The organism is Neorhizobium galegae bv. orientalis str. HAMBI 540, from assembly GCF_000731315.1.
GTDB lineage: Bacteria > Pseudomonadota > Alphaproteobacteria > Rhizobiales > Rhizobiaceae > Neorhizobium > Neorhizobium galegae.
In genome coordinates, this window is record NZ_HG938353.1 from 800,279 (window position 1) to 820,264 (window position 19,986).

A 19,986-nucleotide genomic window follows, 5' to 3' on the forward strand; every position below is an offset into this window, starting at 1 on the left:
AAAATCCCATTATCTTTCCATGACTTGTGGGAATCATCAACGATTTCAGCTGAAAATTGCAAAGAGGCAGTTTTCAGCGTCCCCGCTTTTGCTCTAGGGTGTATGAATTAATTCCTATCCATTGAGGAGTTGTCATGCCTTTCGAGCGATATTCCGAGCCTTCCGCCCCGACGTCCTCGGCGCGATTTTCCCCGCCAGTGCCAATGGATGCGACTGCCGGTACGCCGCGGCTTCCCGCCAGCCTGCCGCTCAGGAGCGTCTGCCGCATCGTCCGTCAGATGGTCTGCGAACTGGTCCAGCTTTTCGGCGACCGGGTGATGCTGCGCCGCGACCGGCGCCGGCTATCCTGCCACGTGCGCCAAATCGCCATGTATGTCTGCCATGTGGCGCTCCAGATTTCGATGAGCGACATTGGAGAAGCGTTCGGCCGCGACCGCACCACCGTCGGCCATGCCTGCCACGTGGTCGAGGATCGCCGCGACGACCTTGCCTTTGACGAGTTCATCTCGGCGGTCGAGCGCATCGTTACCGCCGTTTTCGGCCTGTCGGAGGTGGTAGCCCATGACTGAGGCGATCGGGAAGTCCATGACCGGCAAGGCAGATATTCCGGACCTTAAACGGCATCTCCTGCGCCTGATCCGCCAGCTTGCCCGCGGCGAATGCGCGATCGAGACGGGCGAGGGCGCCGAAGTCCGCCTCACCGGAGCCGAGGAGCGGCTTTATCCGCAGGCGGTGATCGCGAGAGCCCGTTCGCTCGGGCTGGTGCAGCTTTCCGAAGGCGGCCGTATCGCCGCAAGTGTCGAGGCGTCCAGTTTTCTGCGCCGGGCGCTGGTGACGGGCGAGGAGGCTTTTGTCGAACAGCATGGCGAGATCGTCGTGACCTCCGCCGAGATCGACGGCGCCCGCCAACCGGTGCGCCGCAACCTGGCCGAATCACCGCTCGGCACGATCGCCCGGATGAAGGACCGCGACGGAAAACCCTTCCTGCCAGCCGAAGCCTTGGAGGCGGGAGAACGACTGCTCGTCGATTTCACCCGCGGCCAGCTCCAGCCGCGCGTCACCGCCTCCTGGGAGCCGCGGCTCGCCACCCGCGCCAAGGGCAGCGCCGGCGGCCAGGCCGACATCGCCGACAGCGCGATGGCCGCCCGAAACCGTTTTTCGAGGGCGGTGGACGCGATGGGACCGGAACTTTCCGGCGTCGCGATGGATGTCTGCTGCTTTGCCAAGGGGCTGGAGACGGTGGAACGCGAACGCCAATGGCCGGCGCGCTCGGCCAAACTCATGCTGCGCACCGCGCTGCTGGCGCTCGCCCGCCATTATGCCCCGCCGGCTCCGCCAAAACGCCGCCAGAGCCATCATTGGGGCGCGGAAGATTTCCGGCCGGCGTTGTGACGAAGAAGACTTGCGAGGCTGACGCTGCAATGCCGCTCGTGAGCGGCTCGAGACGCACCGGCCTAACGCGCTGCCCGGTTCGCTGCATAAGCGGCGCGGGCGGCGTCGATCCTCGGGGAATTCGCATGGGTCCAGTCGGCCAGTGCCTGCACTGGCTCCCAAAAATCCCGGCCGAGGTCTGTCAGGGCATATTCCACCTGCGGAGGCGTCGTCGGGGTGACCGTCCGCGTCACGAAACCATTCTCCTCAAGATCGCGAAGAGTGGAAGCCAGCATTTTCTGGCTGATCTCGCCGATCTCGCGCTTCAGCGCATTGAAGCGAAGAGGGCCGTTACCCAGAACGCGCACGACCAGAAGCGTCCACTTGTCGCTGATCCGGGCCAGCATGCGGCTGATGGGCTCGCAGGACCTGGTATCCTCGCGGTTACCTGGTTTCTGAAAAGTGCTTTCTTGATGAGGCATTCGATCCTCGGATAGATGGTTACGGACAGAAACCAACATACATGAGGATACTATGGTTCCGAAGCCAAAAATCGCGGTCGTCATCGGCTCTACCCGCCCCACCCGCTTTGCCGACAGGCCGGCACAGTGGATGTTGAAGCAGGCGCAGGCGCGTGACGACATCGAGGTCGAACTGGTCGATCTGCGCGACCATCCGCTGCCGTTCTTTGACGAGATGGCCTCGAACATGTGGATGCCGAGCCAAAACCCGCAAGCTGTGCGCTGGCAGGAAACCGTCGGCCGCTTCGACGGCTACATTTTCGTGGTCGCGGAGTACAATCATTCGCTCACCGGCGTGCTCAAGAACGCCCTCGATCAGGCTTACAAGGAATGGAACCGGAAGCCCTTTACCGCCATCGGTTACGGCGGCACGGGCGCGTCGCGCGCCGTGGAACACCTGCGCGGCATCGGGGTCGAGCTGCAGATGGTATCGACCCACGCCGCCGTCCATATCGGCGGCGGAGACTTCATGGCGGTCGCCCCCAGGGGCGGCAACAAGCCGATCGAGGAGATCGAGGCAAATCTGCTGCCTTCGGCCAAAACGGCGCTCGACGAACTGGTCTGGTGGGCAAAGGCCACAATGGCCGCCAAAGCAGCGGAAGCCTGATCTCTTGACGCGGGCCCCTGAGCCTCGTTCGATGCTCAGGGACTTATGTGAGTGATATGACCCGGATCTGAGTGTCGAAGCTTTGGGCTTCGATGCTCAGATTCCGAGACCGCCGGCTACATTCACCGTCTCACCGTTGATGTAGCCCGCATGGGGTCCGGCCAGGAAGCAGATGGTTTCGGCCACTTCCTCGAGTGTTGCGATGCGGCGGATCGGATGCATGTCCAGGATGGCGTCACGGTTCGGAAGCTCGCCGGCAACGTCCGCGGCCATGTCCGTCGGCATGATGCCCGGCTGGACCACGTTCACGGTGATATTGCGCCGGCCAAGGTCGCGCGCAATGCCCTTCGCGTATCCGGCAAGCGCCCACTTGGTTCCGGTATAGTCGGCGACGCCGGGGAAGGGGACGTAGGAGCCGAGGAGGGAGCCGACGAAGATGATCCGGCCGCCATCGGTCAGCTTCTGCGCCGCCGCCCGGGTGTTGGCGATCGTGCCCAGGACGTTGACCTGCCACTGGCGATTATAGTTGTCTCCGTCAAGCTCGGGGTCGTCGACCATCTGACCCTGGATGGCGATACCGGCATTGTTGACGAGGATGTCGAGCCTGCCGAATTCCGCCATCACCTTGTCGATCAGAGGCTTGGCGGAAGAAAGGTCGGCCTGGTCGCTCTGGACCGCAATCGCGCGAACCCCCTTTGCCCTGAGCTTCTCCACGACGGCTTTCGCCTTGTCGGCCGAGGCCGCGTAGCTGATCGCGACGTCCGCTCCGTGATCGGCGAACGCTTCCGCCGTCGCGGCACCGAGGCCGCGCGAACCGCCGGTGATGAGGACGACCTTCCCCTTGAATATGTTGGACATGAGTATCCTTTCCCTATTCGACGAGGGCTCCGCTCGATCCTGTCGAGAGGCCCCAATTTCATAACGTATGTTACGATAACAATCGGTATGAAATTTGACAATGATGGTCAAGGGGCTTTAATAACGGTCATTATGAAAAAAGCTGAGCAGAGCTGATGGGACGCCATCGCGAATTTGACGTGGAGAAGGCGCTCGACGCTGCGATATGCGTCTTCTGGCGCAAGGGCTATGAGGGCGCCTCCTATGCCGACCTCACCGAGGCGGCGGGTGTCGAGAGACCGGCCCTCTATTCCGCATTCGGCAACAAGGAAGCGCTTTTCCGCAAGGCCCTGGCGCGCTACTATGAGCGGTATGTGGACTATGTTCCCGCTGCACTTCAGCTCCCGACGGCGCGCGAGGTTGCGGCGCACCTTCTCCAGGGTGCAATCGACCTCACCACCCGTTATCCCGACCATACGGGATGCCTTGGCATCCAGGGTGTCCTGGCGGGGTCGGATGAAGCGGAGCCTGTCCGGCAGGCCTTGATCGAGGCGCGCGCCGAAGCCGAGGCGCAGCTTCGCGAACGCTTCGAGCGGGCAAAGGCCGAGGGCGACCTGCCGGAGACGGCGAGGCCCGATACGCTTGCGGCATTCCTGATGGCCGTTCTTCACGGCATGGCGGTACAGGCCAAGGCCGGTTTCAGTCGCGACACGCTGGAGGCCGTTGCCGAGCAAGCGCTTTCCACGTGGCCCGCAGGCCGTCCCGCGCCGGCCCGCGAAACGGCCTGAAAGCCGGCGCGGTCGCGACCCGGAGCCCCCGGGGGAGTTGGCCTGCTGGACCTTCACGCGCGAACGGGTGGAATGAATGCGCCTGTAATGCCCGCGTCATTGACGCTCTTTACACCGTGTCCGCTCCGTCCGTCCGTCCGGGGGAAGCTTGGCCACTTTGGGGGCATGCGGTTCATCGAGGGCAGCGGAATGGGCGTCAGGAATTATCTCATCGAAGGAGTCTCCGGCACCGGGAAGACATCGGTCGCCGCGGAACTGCATCGGCGCGGTCATCACGTTGTCCACGGTGACCGCGAGTTGGCTTATAGGGGCGATCCGCGCACGGGGGAGCCTCTGGATGGCTCAGCGTCCAATCAAGACCTTGCCGATGCTACCTTCGTGCATCAGCACCACCTTTGGGATGTTGGCAAAGTAAGGTCCCTGGTAGCCGATCGAAGCCATCCGATCTCCTTCTTCTGCGGCGGCTCAAGGAACTTCCATCATTTCATAGATCTGTTCGATGAGGTCTTTGTTCTCAATGTCGATCTGGGCACGCTGAAGAGGCGGCTTGCCGAAAGGTCCGATGATGAGTTTGGCGGACAGCCGGCCGAGCGGAAGTTGATCATGCGGCTGCATGCCGCGAAAGAGGGCATTCCCGGCAACGCAACGATCATTGATGCCGCCGCGCCGCTCGCTTCCGTTGTCGACGATATCCTGTCGAGATGTGGAGTAACCGGCTGAGGCCGGAGCAGGACCAAAAGAGGGCCTTAAGCCGCAGCCCTGACTCTTGCCTCTTCCCGGATGCGCTTGACCATCGAGCGTAGCCCATTGGCGCGCTGGGACGACAGGTGTTCGACAAGCCCGATACGGTCGAAGATCTCGATCGCGTCTGTGGCGGCGATCTGAGAGGCGGTCTTGCCCGAATAGACGGCGAGCACGATGGCGACGAGGCCGCGCACGATATGGGCGTCCGAATCGCCCTCGAAGGTCATCACCGGATCGGCGCTGCCGTCCCCGATATGGCTGACCAGCCAGACCTGGCTCGCGCAGCCTTGCACCTTGTTCTCCGCCGTCTTCTTGTCGTCGGGAAGGTCAGGCAGCGCCTTGCCGAGTTCGATCACGTAACGGTAGCGGTCTTCCCACTCGTCGAGGTATTCGAAATCTTCGATGATCTGCTCGAGGCTGGCCATAAGCGCTCCGGTTCTTCTATCCGCTCCATATAGGCACTGCAGGCCGGGATAAAAGCGAAAAAAAACGCCGTGAGGGGTAATCCTCACGGCGCCAGCAAATGCTGAATGACAGGGCAGGCAGTCCGGCGCCGGGAACCATGGCTATCAGAGCCCGGCGCAAGTTTTGAAATTCGAATTCGAAAGAGACGTCCGCAACGCTGTTTGTCAGTGCGTCAACCTAACGAATGGGCCGTTTCTGCGGGACCGGCACGGTGCCGGTGAAGATGGTGTCGGCAACAGTCGCGGCTGCCGTTTCGGCCTGTCTGGCCGGGAATGGGGTCGGCTCCGGATCAGCGAGCACCGCGGTCCGGGTGCCCTTGTCGCCGAACTGCTTGTCGAGCAGCTCGAAGGCGACCTGGGCGCCTTGCCTGGCCCTCGTGCCGAGCGCCGAGAAGGTCTCGGCACCCTTTTCGCAGACCTCCGGCTTTTCGGTGCAGATGGCGCTCACATATTGATAGGCTTCGGTCGCCGCCGAAAAGGCATTGCTGACCTGCAGAGGCGAAAGCCCGTCGGTCTCGGTCGCCGGCTTGCTGCTGAAATAGGAAAGCACGACCAGCACCGCCGCGAACCACATACTTCCCTTGATGAGAAACCACATCGCTCTGTCCACCTGTTTTTTCCCGCTCTTGGGTCTCAAGCGGGCCGCCGGATCTGTGCCGGTCTTGAACATGGTTGTACCGCCGGGAAGCGAATATGGCTTTGACGGGACCGTTCGGTTTTTCGGCAAATTTGCCTAAAATGCGAAATATCTGCATTTGCAGCGCCTTTGTCGCGAACTTGAATCGAATTTTAGCGATCGATGTTAAGCATAATTGCGGCAGCTCACCCGAACCCCTTGGCTTTCTTGGCCGTGCGCTCGCCACAAAGGTTAACGTTTTAGGAAAAATCGAAGCAAATCCGTCGCTTACGTTGCGTTAACCACAAGCTCAGAAGGCTTGCCCCTTCTGTCCCAAAGCCGGATTTTGGGTCATTGCGGGGCTTCCCGCACCCCCTTGTTTTATCCTTTCCTTAAGCCACGGAGGCCTATTGTCGGCTTCAACAAACGAGTCTGTGCAGGGTTTTGCGTGCGCGTATTGAGTAACATTGCCGGAAAGGCGGTCACGCTGGTCGATGAGACCGCCACCCGCTGGCTCACGCGCCTCGGCGAGGGCGACACCGCGCGCGCCGGTGAAATTGCCCAGTTCCGCCGCCTCGTCTTCTGTGGCCTTGGCGCACTGCTGACCGTGCCGCCGGCGCTGTCGCTGCTGTTGCCGCCGGCGCTCGCTCTGCCCGTCGGCGTCGCGCTGGTGTTGTCGCTCTTCCTTCTGGCCGTTGCCGCCTCCTTTGCCTTTCCGCGCCATGCCGTGGCTTTTATTGCCGCGCCGCAGCCGGAAGAGGTTGCCTTCGATGCGATGCCGGGTCTGTCGCTCATTCTCGATCCGCATGGCCTGCTGGTGAAGACCGGCGGTCGCGACCAGCATCTGTTTCCCGCAAGCCTGCGTGATGCGGCCGGCGAGCCGTTTGCCGAGCGCGTCCACGTGTCCGACCGGATCGGCCTCGTCCAGGCTTTCGACATGCTGCGCCAGGGTGCGCCGAGCGCGCTTGCCGAAATCCGCATCGAGCGGCCGTTCTCGGCCGCCGGCCGCCAGTTTCTGTCGGTCCGTCTCGACATGACTGCCATCCGCGACGGCGAAGGGGAGCTCCTCTACGTCATGGCGCAGGCGCGCGACATCTCGGAAGAAGAGCAACTCCGCCTGGAAGCCGCGGCCAATGTCGCCGAGGCACGCTCCGCCCATGAGGCGAAGTCGAGGTTCCTCGCCGCCGTCAGCCACGAGTTGCGCACGCCGCTCAACGCCATTCTCGGTTTTTCCGACGTGCTCATCGGCGAATATTTCGGCCGGCTCGAAAACGACCGCCAGCGCGAATATGTCGGGCTGATCCGCCAGTCCGGCGGCCATCTGCTCTCCGTCGTCAACACCATGCTCGACATGTCGAAGATCGAGGCCGGCCGTTACGAACTGCTCGCCGAGCCGTTCGCGATTGCGGAAGCCGTGGAAACCTGCCGCGCCATGCTCGACCTGACCGCCCGCGAAAAGGGCGTGACGCTGACAAGCCGCGCCCCGCGCGGGCTTGGCGAAGTGATCGCCGACCGTCGCGCCGTACAGCAGATCCTCATCAATCTCGCCGGCAACGCGATCAAGTTCACCGGTCCGGGCGGCGTCGTGTCGATCGACGCCGTGCTCGAGGGCGACGACGTCAAGATTTCCGTCAGCGATACCGGCATCGGCATCGCGGCCGAAAAGCTGCAATATATCGGCCAGCCGTTCATGCAGGTGGAAAACGCCTATACCCGCACCTACGAAGGTACCGGTCTCGGACTTTCTCTGGTAAAAGGTCTGGTAGCGCTGCACGGCGGTCGTTTCGCGATTGCCAGCCGTCCGGGCGAAGGGACCGTGGTGACGATCTCGCTGCCATCGGACGGCTCCGGCGTCGAAGCAAAACGGGATGATTCCCGGGAGGAGAAAGTCGAATTCCCGCCGCGGCTGAGGGCAGCCCGGCATGCGGCCATGATGGACGAACAGGATTTTATCGATGACCGCGCGGAAGCGAAAATCGCCTGACAGGAAAAAAACTGTCAAGCAGCCTGGCATTCTGTCGAGCTTGGCTCTGGCGGGAGTGCGGGCTGCTGCGCGACGGCCAAAGGCCTTGTTCGGCAGCGCTGCCTTCAGCGTCGTCTTCTCCTTCGTCGCCGCCAATGCGCTCTGGTATCAGCCGGGCGGCCATCCGTCCCCGTTCCTCGCCACCCGCGATTCCAAGAACCCGAATCAGATTGCCGGTTATCGTCCGGCAAGGCGCACCGCGCCCGCCGATGTCACGACCTTCCGTATCGAGCGCGCCGACCCGAGCGTCGTAGCGCCGGCTCCGGCCGCTGTGCCGACCGCAGCACCGGCCCAGACGGCGGCGCCCGCGCCGACCGTTGTCGCGCCGATGCCGCGCCCGCAGCCGCCGCAGCAGGCCGCCGCTCAGCCGGCAGCATCCCCTGACACGCAGCCCGCGGCGCCAAAACCCGCCGAGACAGCACGCGCCACGCCGGCTGCGCCAACGAGGGCCGCGCCGTCGCCGGTCCAGCCGCCACGGCCCGTTTCGCCGGCCCGTCCGGTCGAGAGCGCCAATGCGCACGGCGAAGACCCGGTTGCCGCGGCAATCCGCGCCTCCGAGCGCAAGCCGACGATGACGCCGCCCGCCAATATTCCGAACGCAGCTTCGAATTCCGGCAGGCCCGCGGCCACCCCGGTCTCCCAGAAGCCGAACGCCCCCGTTCAGCCCACGGACCTGGTACTGCAGATCCAGCGCGGCCTGTCGAACATCGCTTATGCGGATGTCGGGGTCGACGGCGTTGCCGGCGCCCAGACCAAGGCCGCCATCCGCCGTTTCCAGCGCCACTACCGCCTGCCCGAGACCGGCGAGCCCGACGAACTGGTGCTGAAGAAGCTGAAGTCGATCGGCGCGCTGTAGGGGCGGCCGTCCCCCGGTATAGTTCCGATTTTCACGATCGCCCGCGCCGCGCAGGCGCACGCGGCACTTTGGCCGACCGTTCAGCGGTCAAGCCAGGCCGCGAGGCCATCCAGCGTCTGCAGCCCGTATTCGACCGCGCCGAAGCCGATGACCACCTGACGCCGTTTGGCGCTGGGGTGAAGCTGGCGCATGGTCAGCACCGTCTTGCCATCGGTCTGCTCATCGAAGGTCACCGTGGCGCGGAAGCGGTCAGGGTCGTCAGGGTCGGGCGTGCCGTAGTCCATCACGATCCGTTCGTTCGGCACGATCTCCAGAAAGCGCATGAGGTTTGGGAAGCGCTGTTCCTTACCCTCGAACACGCCCACCATGTCGAACCGCCAGACCCCGCCCTCGCGGATATCGGCTTCGTGGGTCTCGATGCTGAGACCGGCCGGGCCGTACCATTCGGCCAATGCCTTGGGATCCATCCAAGCGGCAAAGACCTTCTCGCGGCGGTGGTTCAGCAGCTTCACCAGCACGATTTCGCGGTCCAGCGACCATGTCTCAAACAGCTTTGCCATGTCCTTCATCGTCCTCTTCGGTTTTATCCAGGTAGACCTCGAGCCGATCCAACCGCTCGGTCCAGCGCCGGCGCTCCGATACCATCCAGTCCGCCGCCTCGTCGAAGCGGGCGTGCACCAGGCGGCACCAGCGGCTGCGCCCGCGCTTCTGGCTGACGATCAGCCCGCAATCTTCCAGCACCTTGAGATGCTGGGCGAAGGAGGGCAGCGCCATGTCGAAAGGCTCGGCCAAAGTACTGACCGGTAACTCGCCCTCGACCAGCCGCGACAACACAGCCCGGCGGGTCGGGTCGCTGAGAGCATGAAAGGCGAGATCGAGCGGAGTCGAGTGGTAAGGCATTTGCGTCAGTAAAATGGGCGGGTGCGCCGGTCAAGGACAAAAAGGTACTTGCCTTAGTATCAGGCTTTAGATACGAAGGCAAATACCTTAGTATCCGGTTCTGAATATGAGGCGGTCAAGGTGCAATCACACGCAAGGAGGATCCCGGTGGTAGTTCGTGTCGATCTCATGATCTCGCTCGATGGTTTCGCGACTACGACCGACCAGACCCCCGAAACCCCGTTCGGCGAGGATTGGTCGCGTCTCGTCGGGGCATATGCTGCAACGCGAACATTCCGGGAGCGCGTGTTGAAGGATACCTCGGGAGCGGGGACCACAGGTGTCGATGACGCATACGCGAAGGCGTACTTCGCCGATGTGGGTGCCGAGATTATGGGTGCGGGCATGTTCGGGTTGCACAACTTTCCCGACGATCCGAACTGGCGTGGCTGGTGGGGCGACGAGCCACCGTTCCGCTGCCCGGTCTTCGTCTTGACACACAAGCCACGGCCCTCCCGGGAGATGGCCGGCGGCACCACGTTCCACTTCCTCAGTACCACTCCGGTTGATGCGCTCCAGCAGGCTATGAGCGCCGCAAACGGCAAGGATGTCAGGATAGGCGGTGGCCCTACCGTCGTTCGCGACTACCTCGAGGCTGGCCTTGTCGACCGCCTCCATGTTGCTATCGCGCCCATTTTGCTCGGGCGGGGCATCCGCCTGTGGGACGATCTGCGCGGCTTCGAAACGGGCTATACGGTCAAGGCGGAAACGGCCGAGAGCGGCACCGTCCACCTTACCTTTCAACGATAGCCGTTAGCCTGTCACTTGGGACGGTCATCGACCGTCCATCGGACAGGCAGGTGATCAGCGGCGAGGCTGGCCGCTCAGCGCATAGCCACCGCTTCCAGCACCAGCCGTTTCAGCTCTTCGGCAGGCGGTGCAAGGCGGGCTTCGGCGACGTGCAGCGCAAGCTCGATCGCGCCGAGATCGGGCAGGCCTGCCTCCTTCGGATCGAGCGCGGCAAGCTGCGGCGGTTTGCCCTCGACGATCCGGGGGGTGACGCCGAGCCCTGCGGTCACGGCGGCCCAGAGGCCGGCAAGGCTCGGGCTGGCAAAGGCGTGCCGCCAAGGGATGCCGCCGCGGTCGAGCGCGTCGATGGCGGCCTTGCGGAAGGCGCAGGGCGGATCGAAGGCGACGATCGCAAGCGCCTCTCCGGGCATATGCCGGAAGCCGTCCGGGCCGATCCAGGCGATTTCCCGCCTTGCGACGATCTCCGCCCGCGGGCTGGCGAGCGTGCCCCAGGTCAGCGCCACGTCGAGTTCACCCTTGTCGATCGCCTGCACCATCGCGGCACCCCGGTCGACCCGGGCCTCGACCCGCACCTTCGGATGGATCTTCGAAAAGCGGCCGAGCAGGTCCGGCAGCCAGGTTTCGGCGAAATCCTGCGGCACGCCGATCTTCACCCAGCCTTCGAGCTTGCCGACGCCGCGGACCGCCGCACGCGCCTCGTCGTTGAGCTCCAGGATGCGCTTGGCATAGCTAAGCAGGATTTCGCCTGCTTCGGTGAGGACAAGTGCACGCCCCTGCTTCTGCAGCAAGGTCTCTCCTACCTGTTCCTCGAGCTTCTTCAATTGCAGGCTGATCGCCGAAGGCGAACGGCCGAGCCGGTCGGCAGCCTTGGCGAAACTGCCGAGCTCCAGGCCGAGCGCGAAACTTCTCAGAATGTCGATGTCGAGATTGACGGGCAGCATGATCGTTGAGTTTCGCAAAAGTGTACGTTTGAAACTTCGTGATTTTCAGAATGATTGTGTGGTGAGAAGATAGCGGCGTCAACAGAAATCCGAAAAGGAGAACGTCATGCCCTTCGTTCACGTCATCATCGCCGGCAAAAGCATCGAGCCGGAAGCCAGGCGCCTGCTGCAGCAGGAAACCACGGTGCTGATGAACACGATCATGCGCAAACGCCGCGAGGTCACCGCGGTCCTGGTGGAGGAGGTGGATCTCTCCGGCTGGACCGTCGGCGGCGAACCGCTGGAAGTGGCCGCGCATGTGGAGGCGAATGTCACGCTCGGCACCAATACGGCGGAGGAGAAGCAGCGTTTCATCGAGGCGATGGATGCGCTTTTGAAAAAGAGCCTTGGCGGGATACCGTCCGCCACCTATGTCATCGTCCGCGAGGTCGAGGCGGACGCCTGGGGTTTCGGCGGGGTGACGCAGGAATACCGGCGTACAAATGCGATGACGGCGTGATCCTGAGCCGCCGGTTGGATGGCGCCCGGCATTGGCCGGGCGCATCTCTGCCTTAGAAAACGGCGAGATATTTCAGCAGCGAAATGATGCCGATGATGATGATGATGATCTGCGCGATCTGTTTTGCGCGGCCATCGATCGGCAGGCGCGCGACGAGATAGAGAACCAGGACGATCACCAGGAAGGTGATCAGAATGCTGATCAATGCGGAAGTAGCCAAGCCCCAAACTCCTTTTCATGACAGTGCCGTGCGGCACCGATGTGTAAGATATCGTGCATTCGGCGAAAGGAAAGGGCGCAGCATCGCGATTTCCCGTTTCTTCTCAGGGACTTCCGCTGGATAACCTCACACCGTTTCGGCGCCCAGTTCGAAAGCCCAGTGGATGAGGCGGTCCTTCAGCGTCCGGTCGCGCAGATAGCCGGTCAGCTCCTTGTCGATCTCTTCCAGACGCTCCAGCGCAAAGTCCTCCGCCCGGTTCGAATTCCAGGCTGCCTGCAGGCTCTTGTTGACATGGCTGCCGTGCTGGAGCGTGAACCAGATGCGGTTCTGGATCTTGTCGAGATCGCCCGCCCGCCCAACCCATGCCTGCCCGGTTGGAGCAAACCGGATGAGATAGATGCCGGTCGGAGCCTTGCGTTCCTTGTAGGCGGAGATCGCTGCTTTCCTGTCGATGGTGTTCATGTCCCGTGCCTTCCTTGATGGAAGTGCAGCCAATATCACCCGGGTAATATTATGGCAATAGTTATATCCGGGTAAAATCCAACGAAGGCGAATTTGCGCCCGGTGACGAAGCGCCGTAAGAGGAACCATGCGCCTGAAATCCGAAATCGTCGTCTCCGCCATGATCCGCCGCGTCTTCGGGCTCGGCGGTTTTGCCGCTGTCGAAAAGAAGGGTGCGGAGGCGGCGGGCGCGATCTTCATCCGCCAGCGCTTTCGCGACGGGCGGGAAACGCTCTACGCGCCGGCTCCGCAGAACTTCTTCGGCGAGGACGATGGCGGTCGCAAATTCGAGATGAGGGCGGAACGGGCCGAGCCGGAAGCCATCCGCGAAATGCTGTCGCGCGAACTGCGCTTCGATCCGGATCTCTGGCTGCTGGAACTGGAGATCGACGACGTCGCCGATCTGTTCGAGGTGGTGAAACCGACGTAAAAACAAGGACCTAAAGCATGTCGCGAATCCGGAGGATCTGCGGCGTGCTTTAAGCTTCAGCGCACCCGGTAGAGGCCGGTGAGCGGCTTTCGGGCGCTGGCAGTGGTGCGGATCACCCGCGGTTCGCGGCTGTCCTCTCCACGGTTGTCGGCAAACATCGGCTGATGCTGCGGTTCCGGATAGGTATAGCTGTCGGCACGGCGCCAGGCCTCGACGCGTTTGCCGCATTCGTCCTCGTCGAGCCCATCCCAGAGAGACGCGCTCCGCGTCACGCCGTCCTGCTCGGCCGCCAGATGGTCGTAAAGCCGCTGGAGGATGAAGAGCGCATCGTCCTTCTCCATCGCCAGGCCCTTCAGCGTTGCCGCGAGCTGCTGGCCGGAAATGTCGAGCAGGATCCGTTCCGAAAGCCAACGGCTGGCCGAAAGCGTATCGGCAAGCACGGTCGCAAACAGCCCCGTCTCGCGATTGCGGGCGAACCGCACGAGCAGCGCCTCCTGGATCGGCGACAGATTGCGCAAGCCCAGCCGGTCGGCGGCGGGCCGGTCGACATGGCCGGCAAGCGCCTTGATCCGGTTGCGCAGGAGTTCCTCGCGCGTATTGCGTTCGGCCTCGTCGACCATTTCCGGCGTCGGCCTGCGCGGCACGAGCGCGTCGAGGTTTTCGGGCGCATCGCGGCGGGTGTTACGGTCGTAGCGCAGCCCGACCAGCGCGTCGATCACCGTCGGCGACAGCGCTTCGCGGCGCACGATGGTACGGGCATGCGCTTCCCCTTGGGTGCGGGCGATGGCGATCAGCGCATCGTCGGAAAGGCAGGTCGAGGAGGTGAGGAACGGGGCCGCGACCGCGATCGGCTGGCTGGCAATGAAGAAGGCGACGGCCGGCGGCACGGTCTTGCATTGGGAAAGGGCCGCGACCGCATCGCGGCGGGCTTCCTCCGACGATGCGGAAAACAGGGGGGCGAAGAGCTCGGCGAACTGTCGAAGCTCCGACCGCGAAGGGTACGGAAGGCTTTCGAAGCTCGTCACCGTGGCCATCAGCACCACATCCTTCTTACGCATGGCCTGGGGCCTTTCAAGGTCTCGAAACTCATTCGTCACTGGCAAACTCGCAATCAACGCAAAACAAATCCGGAGTGCCGAACGCCGATCAGGTGTGCCGGAAAAGCCCGCCTGGCGCTCTCATCGTACCTTGCCTGGGAAACTCCCGGTGGCGCGCGCCCGCTCACGCAGCTGTGAGAGCATCTGCAGAATGGTGTCGCCTTGGTTTAACCGGATGCTAACTCTTGGAGGGTTAACGGTCTGTGAAAATGGATCGTTTTGATACGTCCCTGATTTCTTGCAGTTTCCCTGTTTTGGCCAGGAAATTGCGGCTGCGGTCGGCGCCTGCGGAGGCGGTGAACCAAACCGACGCTCCTGCGTTTTGGCTGCGGACAACAGACATCCACCGGTAGCAACTGCTATATTAGCAGTAAGGAATTGTTAACGGTGGTCTGGCTGAATCATGGGGTAACCGGCGTGTGTTTTGCCGGGTTTCAAGTACCGGATGGCCCCGCGTCCCTGGGACCTTCTCCATAACGGCCGGTTCAGGCGGAACCGGCCGTCCATGTCGAAATGTCGTTGCGCTTTCGAACAAGGCGCACAGGCGAGAAAGGCGCGGATGCCCGGACTTCTGTCTCGGGATGCGTCAGGCCCTTGGAGAGGGCAGGGTGAGATCGGTCCGTCTTCATCCGTCTCGAATTCCTTAAACGGAGACGAGCATGGCAGAGATCGTAATATTGAACAGATGGCGCAGCGAGCATCAGCGCCGGCCGCAGATCAAGATCGGCGAAAGCGACAACGCCGGCCAGCTTCTGCTGTTCACCGGCGTGCGGTACGAGCGTTTCGAAGACCTGGGCGACCGCAAGGCCGAAAACCACGCGGTGCGCGCCGAATAGCCGGCAGGATAGACATCAGAACCGGCTTCGGGAGCGCCATTCGAACGGCGCGCAGGTTGCCTGGTTCAGGAATTGCGACACGATACCCGCAAAGCTCGGTTGCGGGACGAGACTTCTCAGGACGGCATATCCCGCCGTCTCTTTGGCTTCCACCAGGATCGACTGCGAGACTGCCTGCGGCAGCGCCTTGCGCAATGCGGTCATCTGCACCGGGGAAGCAATCACCACATCCAGCACGCCGCCGGCCGATGTCCGGTCATTGATGCTGAACACCTCGTTCGACGACTGGTCGAAGACGCCGAGCGACCAGAAGGGCACGCCGCCATTGGCGGCCGTCAGCCGGACCGGCCCGTCGGAGATATCGAAGGCGCAAACCGTCGCGTCGACGAACGGATCATCCTTGGCAAGCCCGGCGCGATCCGGCTTTTCCCCCAACCGATAGAAGCGGAAGATCTCCCCTTCCGCCAGCACCCGCGTATAGGCGTCGCGTTCGCTGAAATCCGGCAGCGCCAACACGATGATCAGGTGCAGCAGCGCCGCGCCGATCAAGCCGGTGATCACCGCCAGCAGCACCTTCAGTGCGAACCCCCGGGATACCGGCTCCGCAGCTCTCGAACTCATCGACCTCAAACGTCTAAATCCGAGTCTTCTAGACATTGCCGCACCCGGTCTTCTCGATACGCGGCATGGTGAGGTCGATCAGGCCGGAGCTGCCGGCCGTCGGCGTGTCGAACAGCGTCAGCGTTAGCCGGAACGCGCCGGGCGCCGCGACGGACAGCCAGTTGCCGGGCTTGGCGGTTGCGGAAATCGCAATGTCGAAACCGCCGTCGCTGTCGCCGTCGCGCAGCACGATGCGGGAATTGAGCGCAGTCGGCAGGTCCGACTGCGCTAAGGGCGGGGCTACACCGGGGGCCGCGGCAAACAGCGTCCAGAAACGCGCCGGCGGCGTGCGGCCGGTGAGGCGGTAGGAGCAGGTTCCGGTCAGGCGATCGCCCTTCTCGTCGACCGAGGCAATGAAGGTGAGGCCCTCGGCGCTCGCGTAGATGAGCTTGCCGGCATTGGCCCGGTGCGACTTCGCATAAGGGTCCGCCTGCGCTGTCTGCGCCTGCGGAAAGGCTTCCCACGAGCCGAGCTTGATCGCACCGAAACCGATCGTGGCATCCAGCGCGACGAGGGTGGACCATATCCCGCCGCCGAAGGCGATGGTGAGCGCGATCGCTATGAGGAAGGGAACACGGAACACGGGTTTGCTTTGGCCCTCGGACAGCTGTGTCAGAGGGTTAGCATTGATTCTATTGGGAAGGAATGGGTGGGTTGTGTCTTTCCGGTACAGGCGTCCGCCTGACCCGAATCAGTCTTGCCGGACCGACCGAATTACGGGCTGGGCAACCGGTCTCCATTCCGCGCCCGACCGAGATGAGCACCGCCGCCTGTGCCAGTCTCGTCCAGCCTACGCGCCTTTCGTTCTATTCCCGCGCAACCGGCACCATCCGATAACTGTTTGATAACGTTGTTTGAAGCGGTTCCTGTGACTAGAATTCGCCCCCGCTACGCGCGCAGCTCATTCCTTGGCTACCGTTGCCCCGAGACAACGTTCCGGGGCAAAGACGATGAGATTATGGATGATGGCGACCGGCGCCTTGGTGGCCGCGGCAGCTGGGTTTTCGGGTGCCTATTACCACCTGAAGCAGGAAACGGGCTCGGCGAGCCCGAAGTCCATTTCCGCCGACTTCATGACGCTGACCGAAAGCCAGCCGACCGCGGCACGCCGCGCCGTCGTCGAGGCGATCGACACCTGCCTGCCGCAGGCGGCGCGGCCAGGCTGGACGAGCCCTCCGGTCAAGGACCTCGCGGTCGATACCTATGTCCGCTTCTTCGACCTGATGGGCCAGGATATCGATCAGGGCGAACGCACAGCGTTGTTCCGCGGCTGGGTTTCGCGAGCCGACGACGGATTGGCTGAAAGGGACCGCATCGCTTTCGAAAAGTTGATGCAGGGCGGCCTGCATGAAGGCGTGACGGCGCTCTGCGTCGCCGCGACCGTGCGCGGCAAGCTCGGAAGCCAGGGGTTCAGGGACTTTTGGAACTGACGGGCTGTGCCTCGGTGACCGATCCCGTCGTGGTCTTGTCGGCCACCTTGGCGGTGGCAGGTCCGAGCCGGCCGGCTTCTTTCAGCTTTCCGGCAATCTGCCGCAGCAGCCGGGTGGATTCGGCCGACAGCGAGCGGGGCCGGACGAGCGCCTGCAACCCGGTATCGGTGGTGCCGTCCTTCTTTTTGGCGACCGCGTTGCCCTTGTGGTCGCCGGTCGGCAGCGGATTGTCGATCCCGGGAATGGCGCGCAACTCGATCCCCTGATGGGCATAATCCATCACCGTCTTGAAGGTCGCAGCCGGCAGCGAACCGCCGGTCATGTTGTTCATCGAGGTGAAGTCGTCGTTTCCGAACCAGACGGCGGTCGTGTAATTGCCGGTAAACCCGATGAACCAGGCGTCGCGATAACTCTGCGATGTGCCGGTCTTGCCGGCGGTGACGATGCCGCCGTCGAGGGCTGCCTTGCGGGCGGTGCCGATCACCGGGATCTGCGACAGGATGCGGTTCATCGACGACATCGCCTGTTCGGAGAGCACCCGTTTGGCCGGCGGTTCGTCGCGGTTGAAATCGTAGAGCACGTCGCCGCCATATCCGAGAACCTGCTCGATGCCGTGGCGGCGCGATTGCATGCCGCCGGCGGGCATCACGGCGTAACCCGTCGCCTGGTCGAGCACGGTCATTTCCGAAGTACCGAGGGGGATGGTCTTGTCTTTCCTGAGCGGCGTTTCGACGCCGAAAGCCTTGGCGGTCTTAACGATCACGTCGGTGCCCAGATATTCCTTGGCAAGCCTGACCGGAACGGTATTGAGCGACTGCGCCATCGCCGAAAGCAGCGTCACCTTGCCCTTGTAGGAGCGGCCGTAATTCTGCGGCGACCAGCCGTTCCAGGTGATCGGCGCATCCGAAATCGTCGATTCCGGCTTGAAGCCGTTCTCCATCGCCGCCGAATAGGTATAGAGCTTGAAAGACGAGCCCGGCTGGCGAAGCGCCCTGGCGGCGCGGTTGAACTGGCTCTCGCCATAGTCTCGGCCGCCGACCATGGCGCGCACGGCGCCGCCGTTCTCGATCATCACGAGCGCGCCCTGCTTGGCCTTGTAGCTCTCGCCGTATTCGCGAAGGCTCGATTCCATCGCCGATTCCGAGGCCTGCTGCAGGCCCATGTCGATCGTCGTGCGCACCACGACCGAATGTTCGTGGAGTTTACCGGCCTGCGCCAGTCGCTGCACTTCATCGAAGGCCCAGTCGAGGAAATAATCCGGCGCCTTGGCATCGGCGCGGTCGACGACGGTCGCGGGGTTGCGGCGGGCGGCAATCACCTGGCCCTCGGTCATCAGCCCGCTCTGCACGAGGTTGGAAAGCACCTCGTTGGCGCGGGCGCGGGCGGCCGGCAGGTTGACATGCGGCGCGTATTTGGCCGGCGCCTTGAACAGACCGGCGAGCATGGCGCTTTCGGCAAGGTTCACTTCGGTGATGTTCTTGCCGAAATAGAACTGAGCCGCCGCCGCGGCACCGAACGTGCCTCCGCCCATATAGGCGCGGTCGAGATAGAGCGACAGGATCTCCTTCTTGGAGAGGTTGGCTTCCAGCCACAGCGACAGGAAGGCTTCCTTGATCTTGCGTTCGATCGACCGTTCGTTGGTAAGGAACAGGTTCTTGGCGAGCTGCTGGGTGAGGGTCGACCCCCCTTGCACGACGCCGCCGGCCTTGGCGTTTTCGCTCATGGCGCGGGCAAGGCCGAAGAAGTCGATGCCGAAATGGTCGAAGAAGCGGCGGTCCTCGGTCGCCAGCACCGCCTTGATCAGGTGGTCCGGCAATTCGTCGATCGGCACCGAATCCTCATGGATGATGCCGCGATGACCGATGATATTGCCGTAGCGGTCGAGGAAGGTGACGGCGAAATCGCCGCGATTGCGCCAGTCCTCGTGGGTCTCCTCGAAGGCCGGCTGGGCGAGTGCCAGGAGCAGCACGAAACCGGCAGTGCCAAGTGTCATCGCCTCGCCGGCCAGCTCGAAGCCGATGCGCTTCCAGCCGCGCACGCGAAACCGGCGGAAGAAGATGGTGATCTCCTCCCAGATTTCGGCAAGCCGGAAACCGAGATTCCAGACGGTGGAATCGATCCAGGAATCGATGCGCAGCAGAACATGGCGCTTGCCGCGCGGCCGGTCGTCGGATGACTTTGGCTCGTCCTGCACCTTCGGAATTCCCTGCCCTTTCGATGAGATGTGCTTGACGTGGTCCCTGCAAGGGATCAAGAGCTCTAGCCTCTCACCGTTAATCAGCTTTAGCTGACAAATGGTTGATGCGCGATATCAAAATCGCAACAGGTAAAATGCAGATATCGGGATTTGTTCCGAACTGCCGCAAATGTGATATCCACGATGACTGACGAACCTTTCTGGAAAACCAAACGGCTCGACCAGCTGACCCAAAATGAATGGGAAAGCCTGTGCGACGGTTGCGGCCTCTGTTGTCTCAACAAGCTTGAAGACTGGGATTCCGGCGACGTTGTCTTCACCTCCGTCGCCTGCCGCCTGCTCGACGGGGAGAGCTGTCGCTGCAAGGACTATCAGCACCGCCAGGCGACCGTGCCGGACTGCATCCAGCTCACCCCGACGACGGTCAACGAGATCACATGGCTGCCGCCGACCTGCGGTTACCGCCTGATCCGCGACGGCGAGGACCTCTATTGGTGGCATCCGCTGGTCTCGGGCGATCCGAACACCGTGCACCAGGCCGGCATCTCCGCCCGCGGCCGCACGGTCAGCGAAAACGACGTCGATGTGGAGGATTTCGAAGACTACGTCGTCGACTGGCCGCTGACGGTGGGCGAGGAACGCTAGAGGCCGCGACGGTA

The 19,986-nt window shown here is 62.9% G+C and carries 26 protein-coding genes; 13 read left to right on the forward strand and 13 right to left on the reverse strand.

Annotated elements, in window-relative coordinates:
* Positions 1 to 134 precede the first annotated feature (134 nt).
* Positions 135 to 569 carry a helix-turn-helix domain-containing protein gene (locus RG540_RS04085; RefSeq protein WP_038584895.1) on the forward strand — a complete coding sequence of 145 codons (435 nt, stop codon included), beginning with the start codon at positions 135 to 137 and terminating at the stop codon, positions 567 to 569.
* The gene (locus RG540_RS04090; protein WP_080724880.1) at positions 562 to 1,392 is read left to right on the forward strand and encodes a DUF6456 domain-containing protein; all 831 of its coding nucleotides are present in this window, start codon (positions 562 to 564) and stop codon (positions 1,390 to 1,392) included. Before RG540_RS04085 ends, RG540_RS04090 begins: the two co-directional genes overlap by 8 nt.
* Before the next feature lie 62 nt (positions 1,393 to 1,454).
* On the opposite strand, the gene RG540_RS04095 is transcribed toward RG540_RS04090, so the two are convergent.
* Positions 1,455 to 1,853, reverse strand: a complete 399-nt coding sequence (locus RG540_RS04095; RefSeq protein WP_038584898.1) for a winged helix-turn-helix transcriptional regulator — start codon at positions 1,851 to 1,853, stop codon at positions 1,455 to 1,457.
* 52 nt (positions 1,854 to 1,905) lie between these two features.
* Here RG540_RS04095 and RG540_RS04100 point away from each other — a divergent pair, with 52 nt between their 5' ends.
* Positions 1,906 to 2,499 carry an NADPH-dependent FMN reductase gene (locus RG540_RS04100; protein ID WP_038584901.1) on the forward strand — a complete coding sequence of 198 codons (594 nt, stop codon included), beginning with the start codon at positions 1,906 to 1,908 and terminating at the stop codon, positions 2,497 to 2,499.
* A 96-nt stretch (positions 2,500 to 2,595) separates the two neighbouring features.
* On the opposite strand, the gene RG540_RS04105 is transcribed toward RG540_RS04100, so the two are convergent.
* Positions 2,596 to 3,357 carry an SDR family NAD(P)-dependent oxidoreductase gene (locus tag RG540_RS04105; protein ID WP_038584905.1) on the reverse strand — a complete coding sequence of 254 codons (762 nt, stop codon included), beginning with the start codon at positions 3,355 to 3,357 and terminating at the stop codon, positions 2,596 to 2,598.
* 155 nt (positions 3,358 to 3,512) lie between these two features.
* Here RG540_RS04105 and RG540_RS04110 point away from each other — a divergent pair, with 155 nt between their 5' ends.
* Both RG540_RS04110 and RG540_RS04115 read left to right on the forward strand, forming a co-directional pair.
* Positions 3,513 to 4,124, forward strand: a complete 612-nt coding sequence (locus RG540_RS04110) for a TetR/AcrR family transcriptional regulator (protein WP_038584908.1) — start codon at positions 3,513 to 3,515, stop codon at positions 4,122 to 4,124.
* Between the two features lie 189 nt (positions 4,125 to 4,313).
* A complete protein-coding gene (locus tag RG540_RS04115) occupies positions 4,314 to 4,844 on the forward strand; it encodes a DEAD/DEAH box helicase family protein (RefSeq protein ID WP_038593007.1) in 531 nt (176 codons plus the stop codon).
* Between the two features lie 26 nt (positions 4,845 to 4,870).
* On the opposite strand, the gene RG540_RS04120 is transcribed toward RG540_RS04115, so the two are convergent.
* Together RG540_RS04120 and RG540_RS04125 are read right to left on the reverse strand one after the other, a co-directional pair.
* On the reverse strand, positions 4,871 to 5,293 hold the full coding sequence (locus RG540_RS04120; RefSeq protein WP_038584911.1) for a SufE family protein: 423 nt from the start codon (positions 5,291 to 5,293) through the stop codon (positions 4,871 to 4,873).
* A 217-nt stretch (positions 5,294 to 5,510) separates the two neighbouring features.
* A complete protein-coding gene (locus tag RG540_RS04125; RefSeq protein ID WP_038584914.1) occupies positions 5,511 to 5,930 on the reverse strand; it encodes a DUF5330 domain-containing protein in 420 nt (139 codons plus the stop codon).
* 466 nt (positions 5,931 to 6,396) lie between these two features.
* On the opposite strand from RG540_RS04125, the gene RG540_RS04130 reads away from it, so the two are divergent.
* Positions 6,397 to 7,932, forward strand: coding sequence for a sensor histidine kinase (locus RG540_RS04130; RefSeq protein ID WP_038584916.1), 1,536 nt, complete (start codon positions 6,397 to 6,399; stop codon positions 7,930 to 7,932).
* Positions 7,904 to 8,827 (forward strand): peptidoglycan-binding domain-containing protein, encoded by a 924-nt coding sequence (locus tag RG540_RS04135; RefSeq protein WP_038584919.1) that lies wholly within the window; start codon positions 7,904 to 7,906, stop codon positions 8,825 to 8,827. Before RG540_RS04130 ends, RG540_RS04135 begins: the two co-directional genes overlap by 29 nt.
* An 80-nt stretch (positions 8,828 to 8,907) precedes the next feature.
* Here the strand turns inward: RG540_RS04135 and RG540_RS04140 are convergent, their stop codons facing one another.
* Positions 8,908 to 9,396: an SRPBCC family protein gene (locus RG540_RS04140; protein WP_174479276.1), complete on the reverse strand. Its 489-nt coding sequence runs from the start codon at positions 9,394 to 9,396 to the stop codon at positions 8,908 to 8,910.
* Complete coding sequence (locus tag RG540_RS04145) at positions 9,371 to 9,727, reverse strand: ArsR/SmtB family transcription factor (protein WP_038584922.1); 357 nt, start codon at positions 9,725 to 9,727, stop codon at positions 9,371 to 9,373. The genes RG540_RS04140 and RG540_RS04145 overlap by 26 nt, the downstream gene beginning before the upstream one ends.
* A 147-nt stretch (positions 9,728 to 9,874) precedes the next feature.
* Between RG540_RS04145 and RG540_RS04150 the strand changes: the two genes are divergently transcribed.
* Complete coding sequence (locus RG540_RS04150) at positions 9,875 to 10,516, forward strand: dihydrofolate reductase family protein (protein ID WP_038584925.1); 642 nt, start codon at positions 9,875 to 9,877, stop codon at positions 10,514 to 10,516.
* A 74-nt stretch (positions 10,517 to 10,590) separates the two neighbouring features.
* Here RG540_RS04150 and RG540_RS04155 read toward each other — a convergent pair whose 3' ends face one another.
* A complete protein-coding gene (locus tag RG540_RS04155; RefSeq protein WP_038584927.1) occupies positions 10,591 to 11,457 on the reverse strand; it encodes a LysR substrate-binding domain-containing protein in 867 nt (288 codons plus the stop codon).
* A gap of 106 nt (positions 11,458 to 11,563) precedes the next feature.
* On the opposite strand from RG540_RS04155, the gene RG540_RS04160 reads away from it, so the two are divergent.
* Positions 11,564 to 11,956 carry a tautomerase family protein gene (locus tag RG540_RS04160; protein WP_038584930.1) on the forward strand — a complete coding sequence of 131 codons (393 nt, stop codon included), beginning with the start codon at positions 11,564 to 11,566 and terminating at the stop codon, positions 11,954 to 11,956.
* Between the two features lie 52 nt (positions 11,957 to 12,008).
* On the opposite strand, the gene RG540_RS32810 is transcribed toward RG540_RS04160, so the two are convergent.
* Both RG540_RS32810 and RG540_RS04165 read right to left on the reverse strand, forming a co-directional pair.
* The gene (locus tag RG540_RS32810) at positions 12,009 to 12,176 is read right to left on the reverse strand and encodes a Thivi_2564 family membrane protein (protein ID WP_007772654.1); all 168 of its coding nucleotides are present in this window, start codon (positions 12,174 to 12,176) and stop codon (positions 12,009 to 12,011) included.
* Between the two features lie 126 nt (positions 12,177 to 12,302).
* Positions 12,303 to 12,638: a GIY-YIG nuclease family protein gene (locus tag RG540_RS04165; protein WP_038584933.1), complete on the reverse strand. Its 336-nt coding sequence runs from the start codon at positions 12,636 to 12,638 to the stop codon at positions 12,303 to 12,305.
* A 127-nt stretch (positions 12,639 to 12,765) separates the two neighbouring features.
* On the opposite strand from RG540_RS04165, the gene RG540_RS04170 reads away from it, so the two are divergent.
* The gene (locus tag RG540_RS04170) at positions 12,766 to 13,107 is read left to right on the forward strand and encodes a DUF1491 family protein (RefSeq protein WP_038584935.1); all 342 of its coding nucleotides are present in this window, start codon (positions 12,766 to 12,768) and stop codon (positions 13,105 to 13,107) included.
* A 56-nt stretch (positions 13,108 to 13,163) separates the two neighbouring features.
* Here the strand turns inward: RG540_RS04170 and RG540_RS04175 are convergent, their stop codons facing one another.
* Positions 13,164 to 14,204 carry a DUF2336 domain-containing protein gene (locus RG540_RS04175; RefSeq protein ID WP_046600284.1) on the reverse strand — a complete coding sequence of 347 codons (1,041 nt, stop codon included), beginning with the start codon at positions 14,202 to 14,204 and terminating at the stop codon, positions 13,164 to 13,166.
* A gap of 659 nt (positions 14,205 to 14,863) precedes the next feature.
* Here RG540_RS04175 and RG540_RS32255 point away from each other — a divergent pair.
* Positions 14,864 to 15,040, forward strand: coding sequence for a hypothetical protein (locus tag RG540_RS32255; protein WP_155414678.1), 177 nt, complete (start codon positions 14,864 to 14,866; stop codon positions 15,038 to 15,040).
* Positions 15,041 to 15,055: 15 nt separating this feature from the next.
* Here the strand turns inward: RG540_RS32255 and RG540_RS04180 are convergent, their stop codons facing one another.
* Together RG540_RS04180 and RG540_RS04185 are read right to left on the reverse strand one after the other, a co-directional pair.
* Positions 15,056 to 15,661 carry a DUF1254 domain-containing protein gene (locus RG540_RS04180; RefSeq protein WP_046600283.1) on the reverse strand — a complete coding sequence of 202 codons (606 nt, stop codon included), beginning with the start codon at positions 15,659 to 15,661 and terminating at the stop codon, positions 15,056 to 15,058.
* A gap of 28 nt (positions 15,662 to 15,689) precedes the next feature.
* Positions 15,690 to 16,283, reverse strand: coding sequence for a DUF1214 domain-containing protein (locus RG540_RS04185; protein WP_038584937.1), 594 nt, complete (start codon positions 16,281 to 16,283; stop codon positions 15,690 to 15,692).
* Between the two features lie 379 nt (positions 16,284 to 16,662).
* Here RG540_RS04185 and RG540_RS04190 point away from each other — a divergent pair, with 379 nt between their 5' ends.
* Positions 16,663 to 17,130: a hypothetical protein gene (locus RG540_RS04190; RefSeq protein WP_038584940.1), complete on the forward strand. Its 468-nt coding sequence runs from the start codon at positions 16,663 to 16,665 to the stop codon at positions 17,128 to 17,130.
* Here RG540_RS04190 and RG540_RS04195 read toward each other — a convergent pair.
* Positions 17,111 to 19,324, reverse strand: a complete 2,214-nt coding sequence (locus RG540_RS04195; protein WP_051909234.1) for a transglycosylase domain-containing protein — start codon at positions 19,322 to 19,324, stop codon at positions 17,111 to 17,113. The two genes, RG540_RS04190 and RG540_RS04195, sit on opposite strands and share 20 nt — an antisense overlap.
* Positions 19,325 to 19,510: 186 nt before the next feature.
* Between RG540_RS04195 and RG540_RS04200 the strand changes: the two genes are divergently transcribed.
* Positions 19,511 to 19,972 carry a YcgN family cysteine cluster protein gene (locus tag RG540_RS04200; RefSeq protein ID WP_038584943.1) on the forward strand — a complete coding sequence of 154 codons (462 nt, stop codon included), beginning with the start codon at positions 19,511 to 19,513 and terminating at the stop codon, positions 19,970 to 19,972.
* Positions 19,973 to 19,986 lie beyond the last annotated feature (14 nt).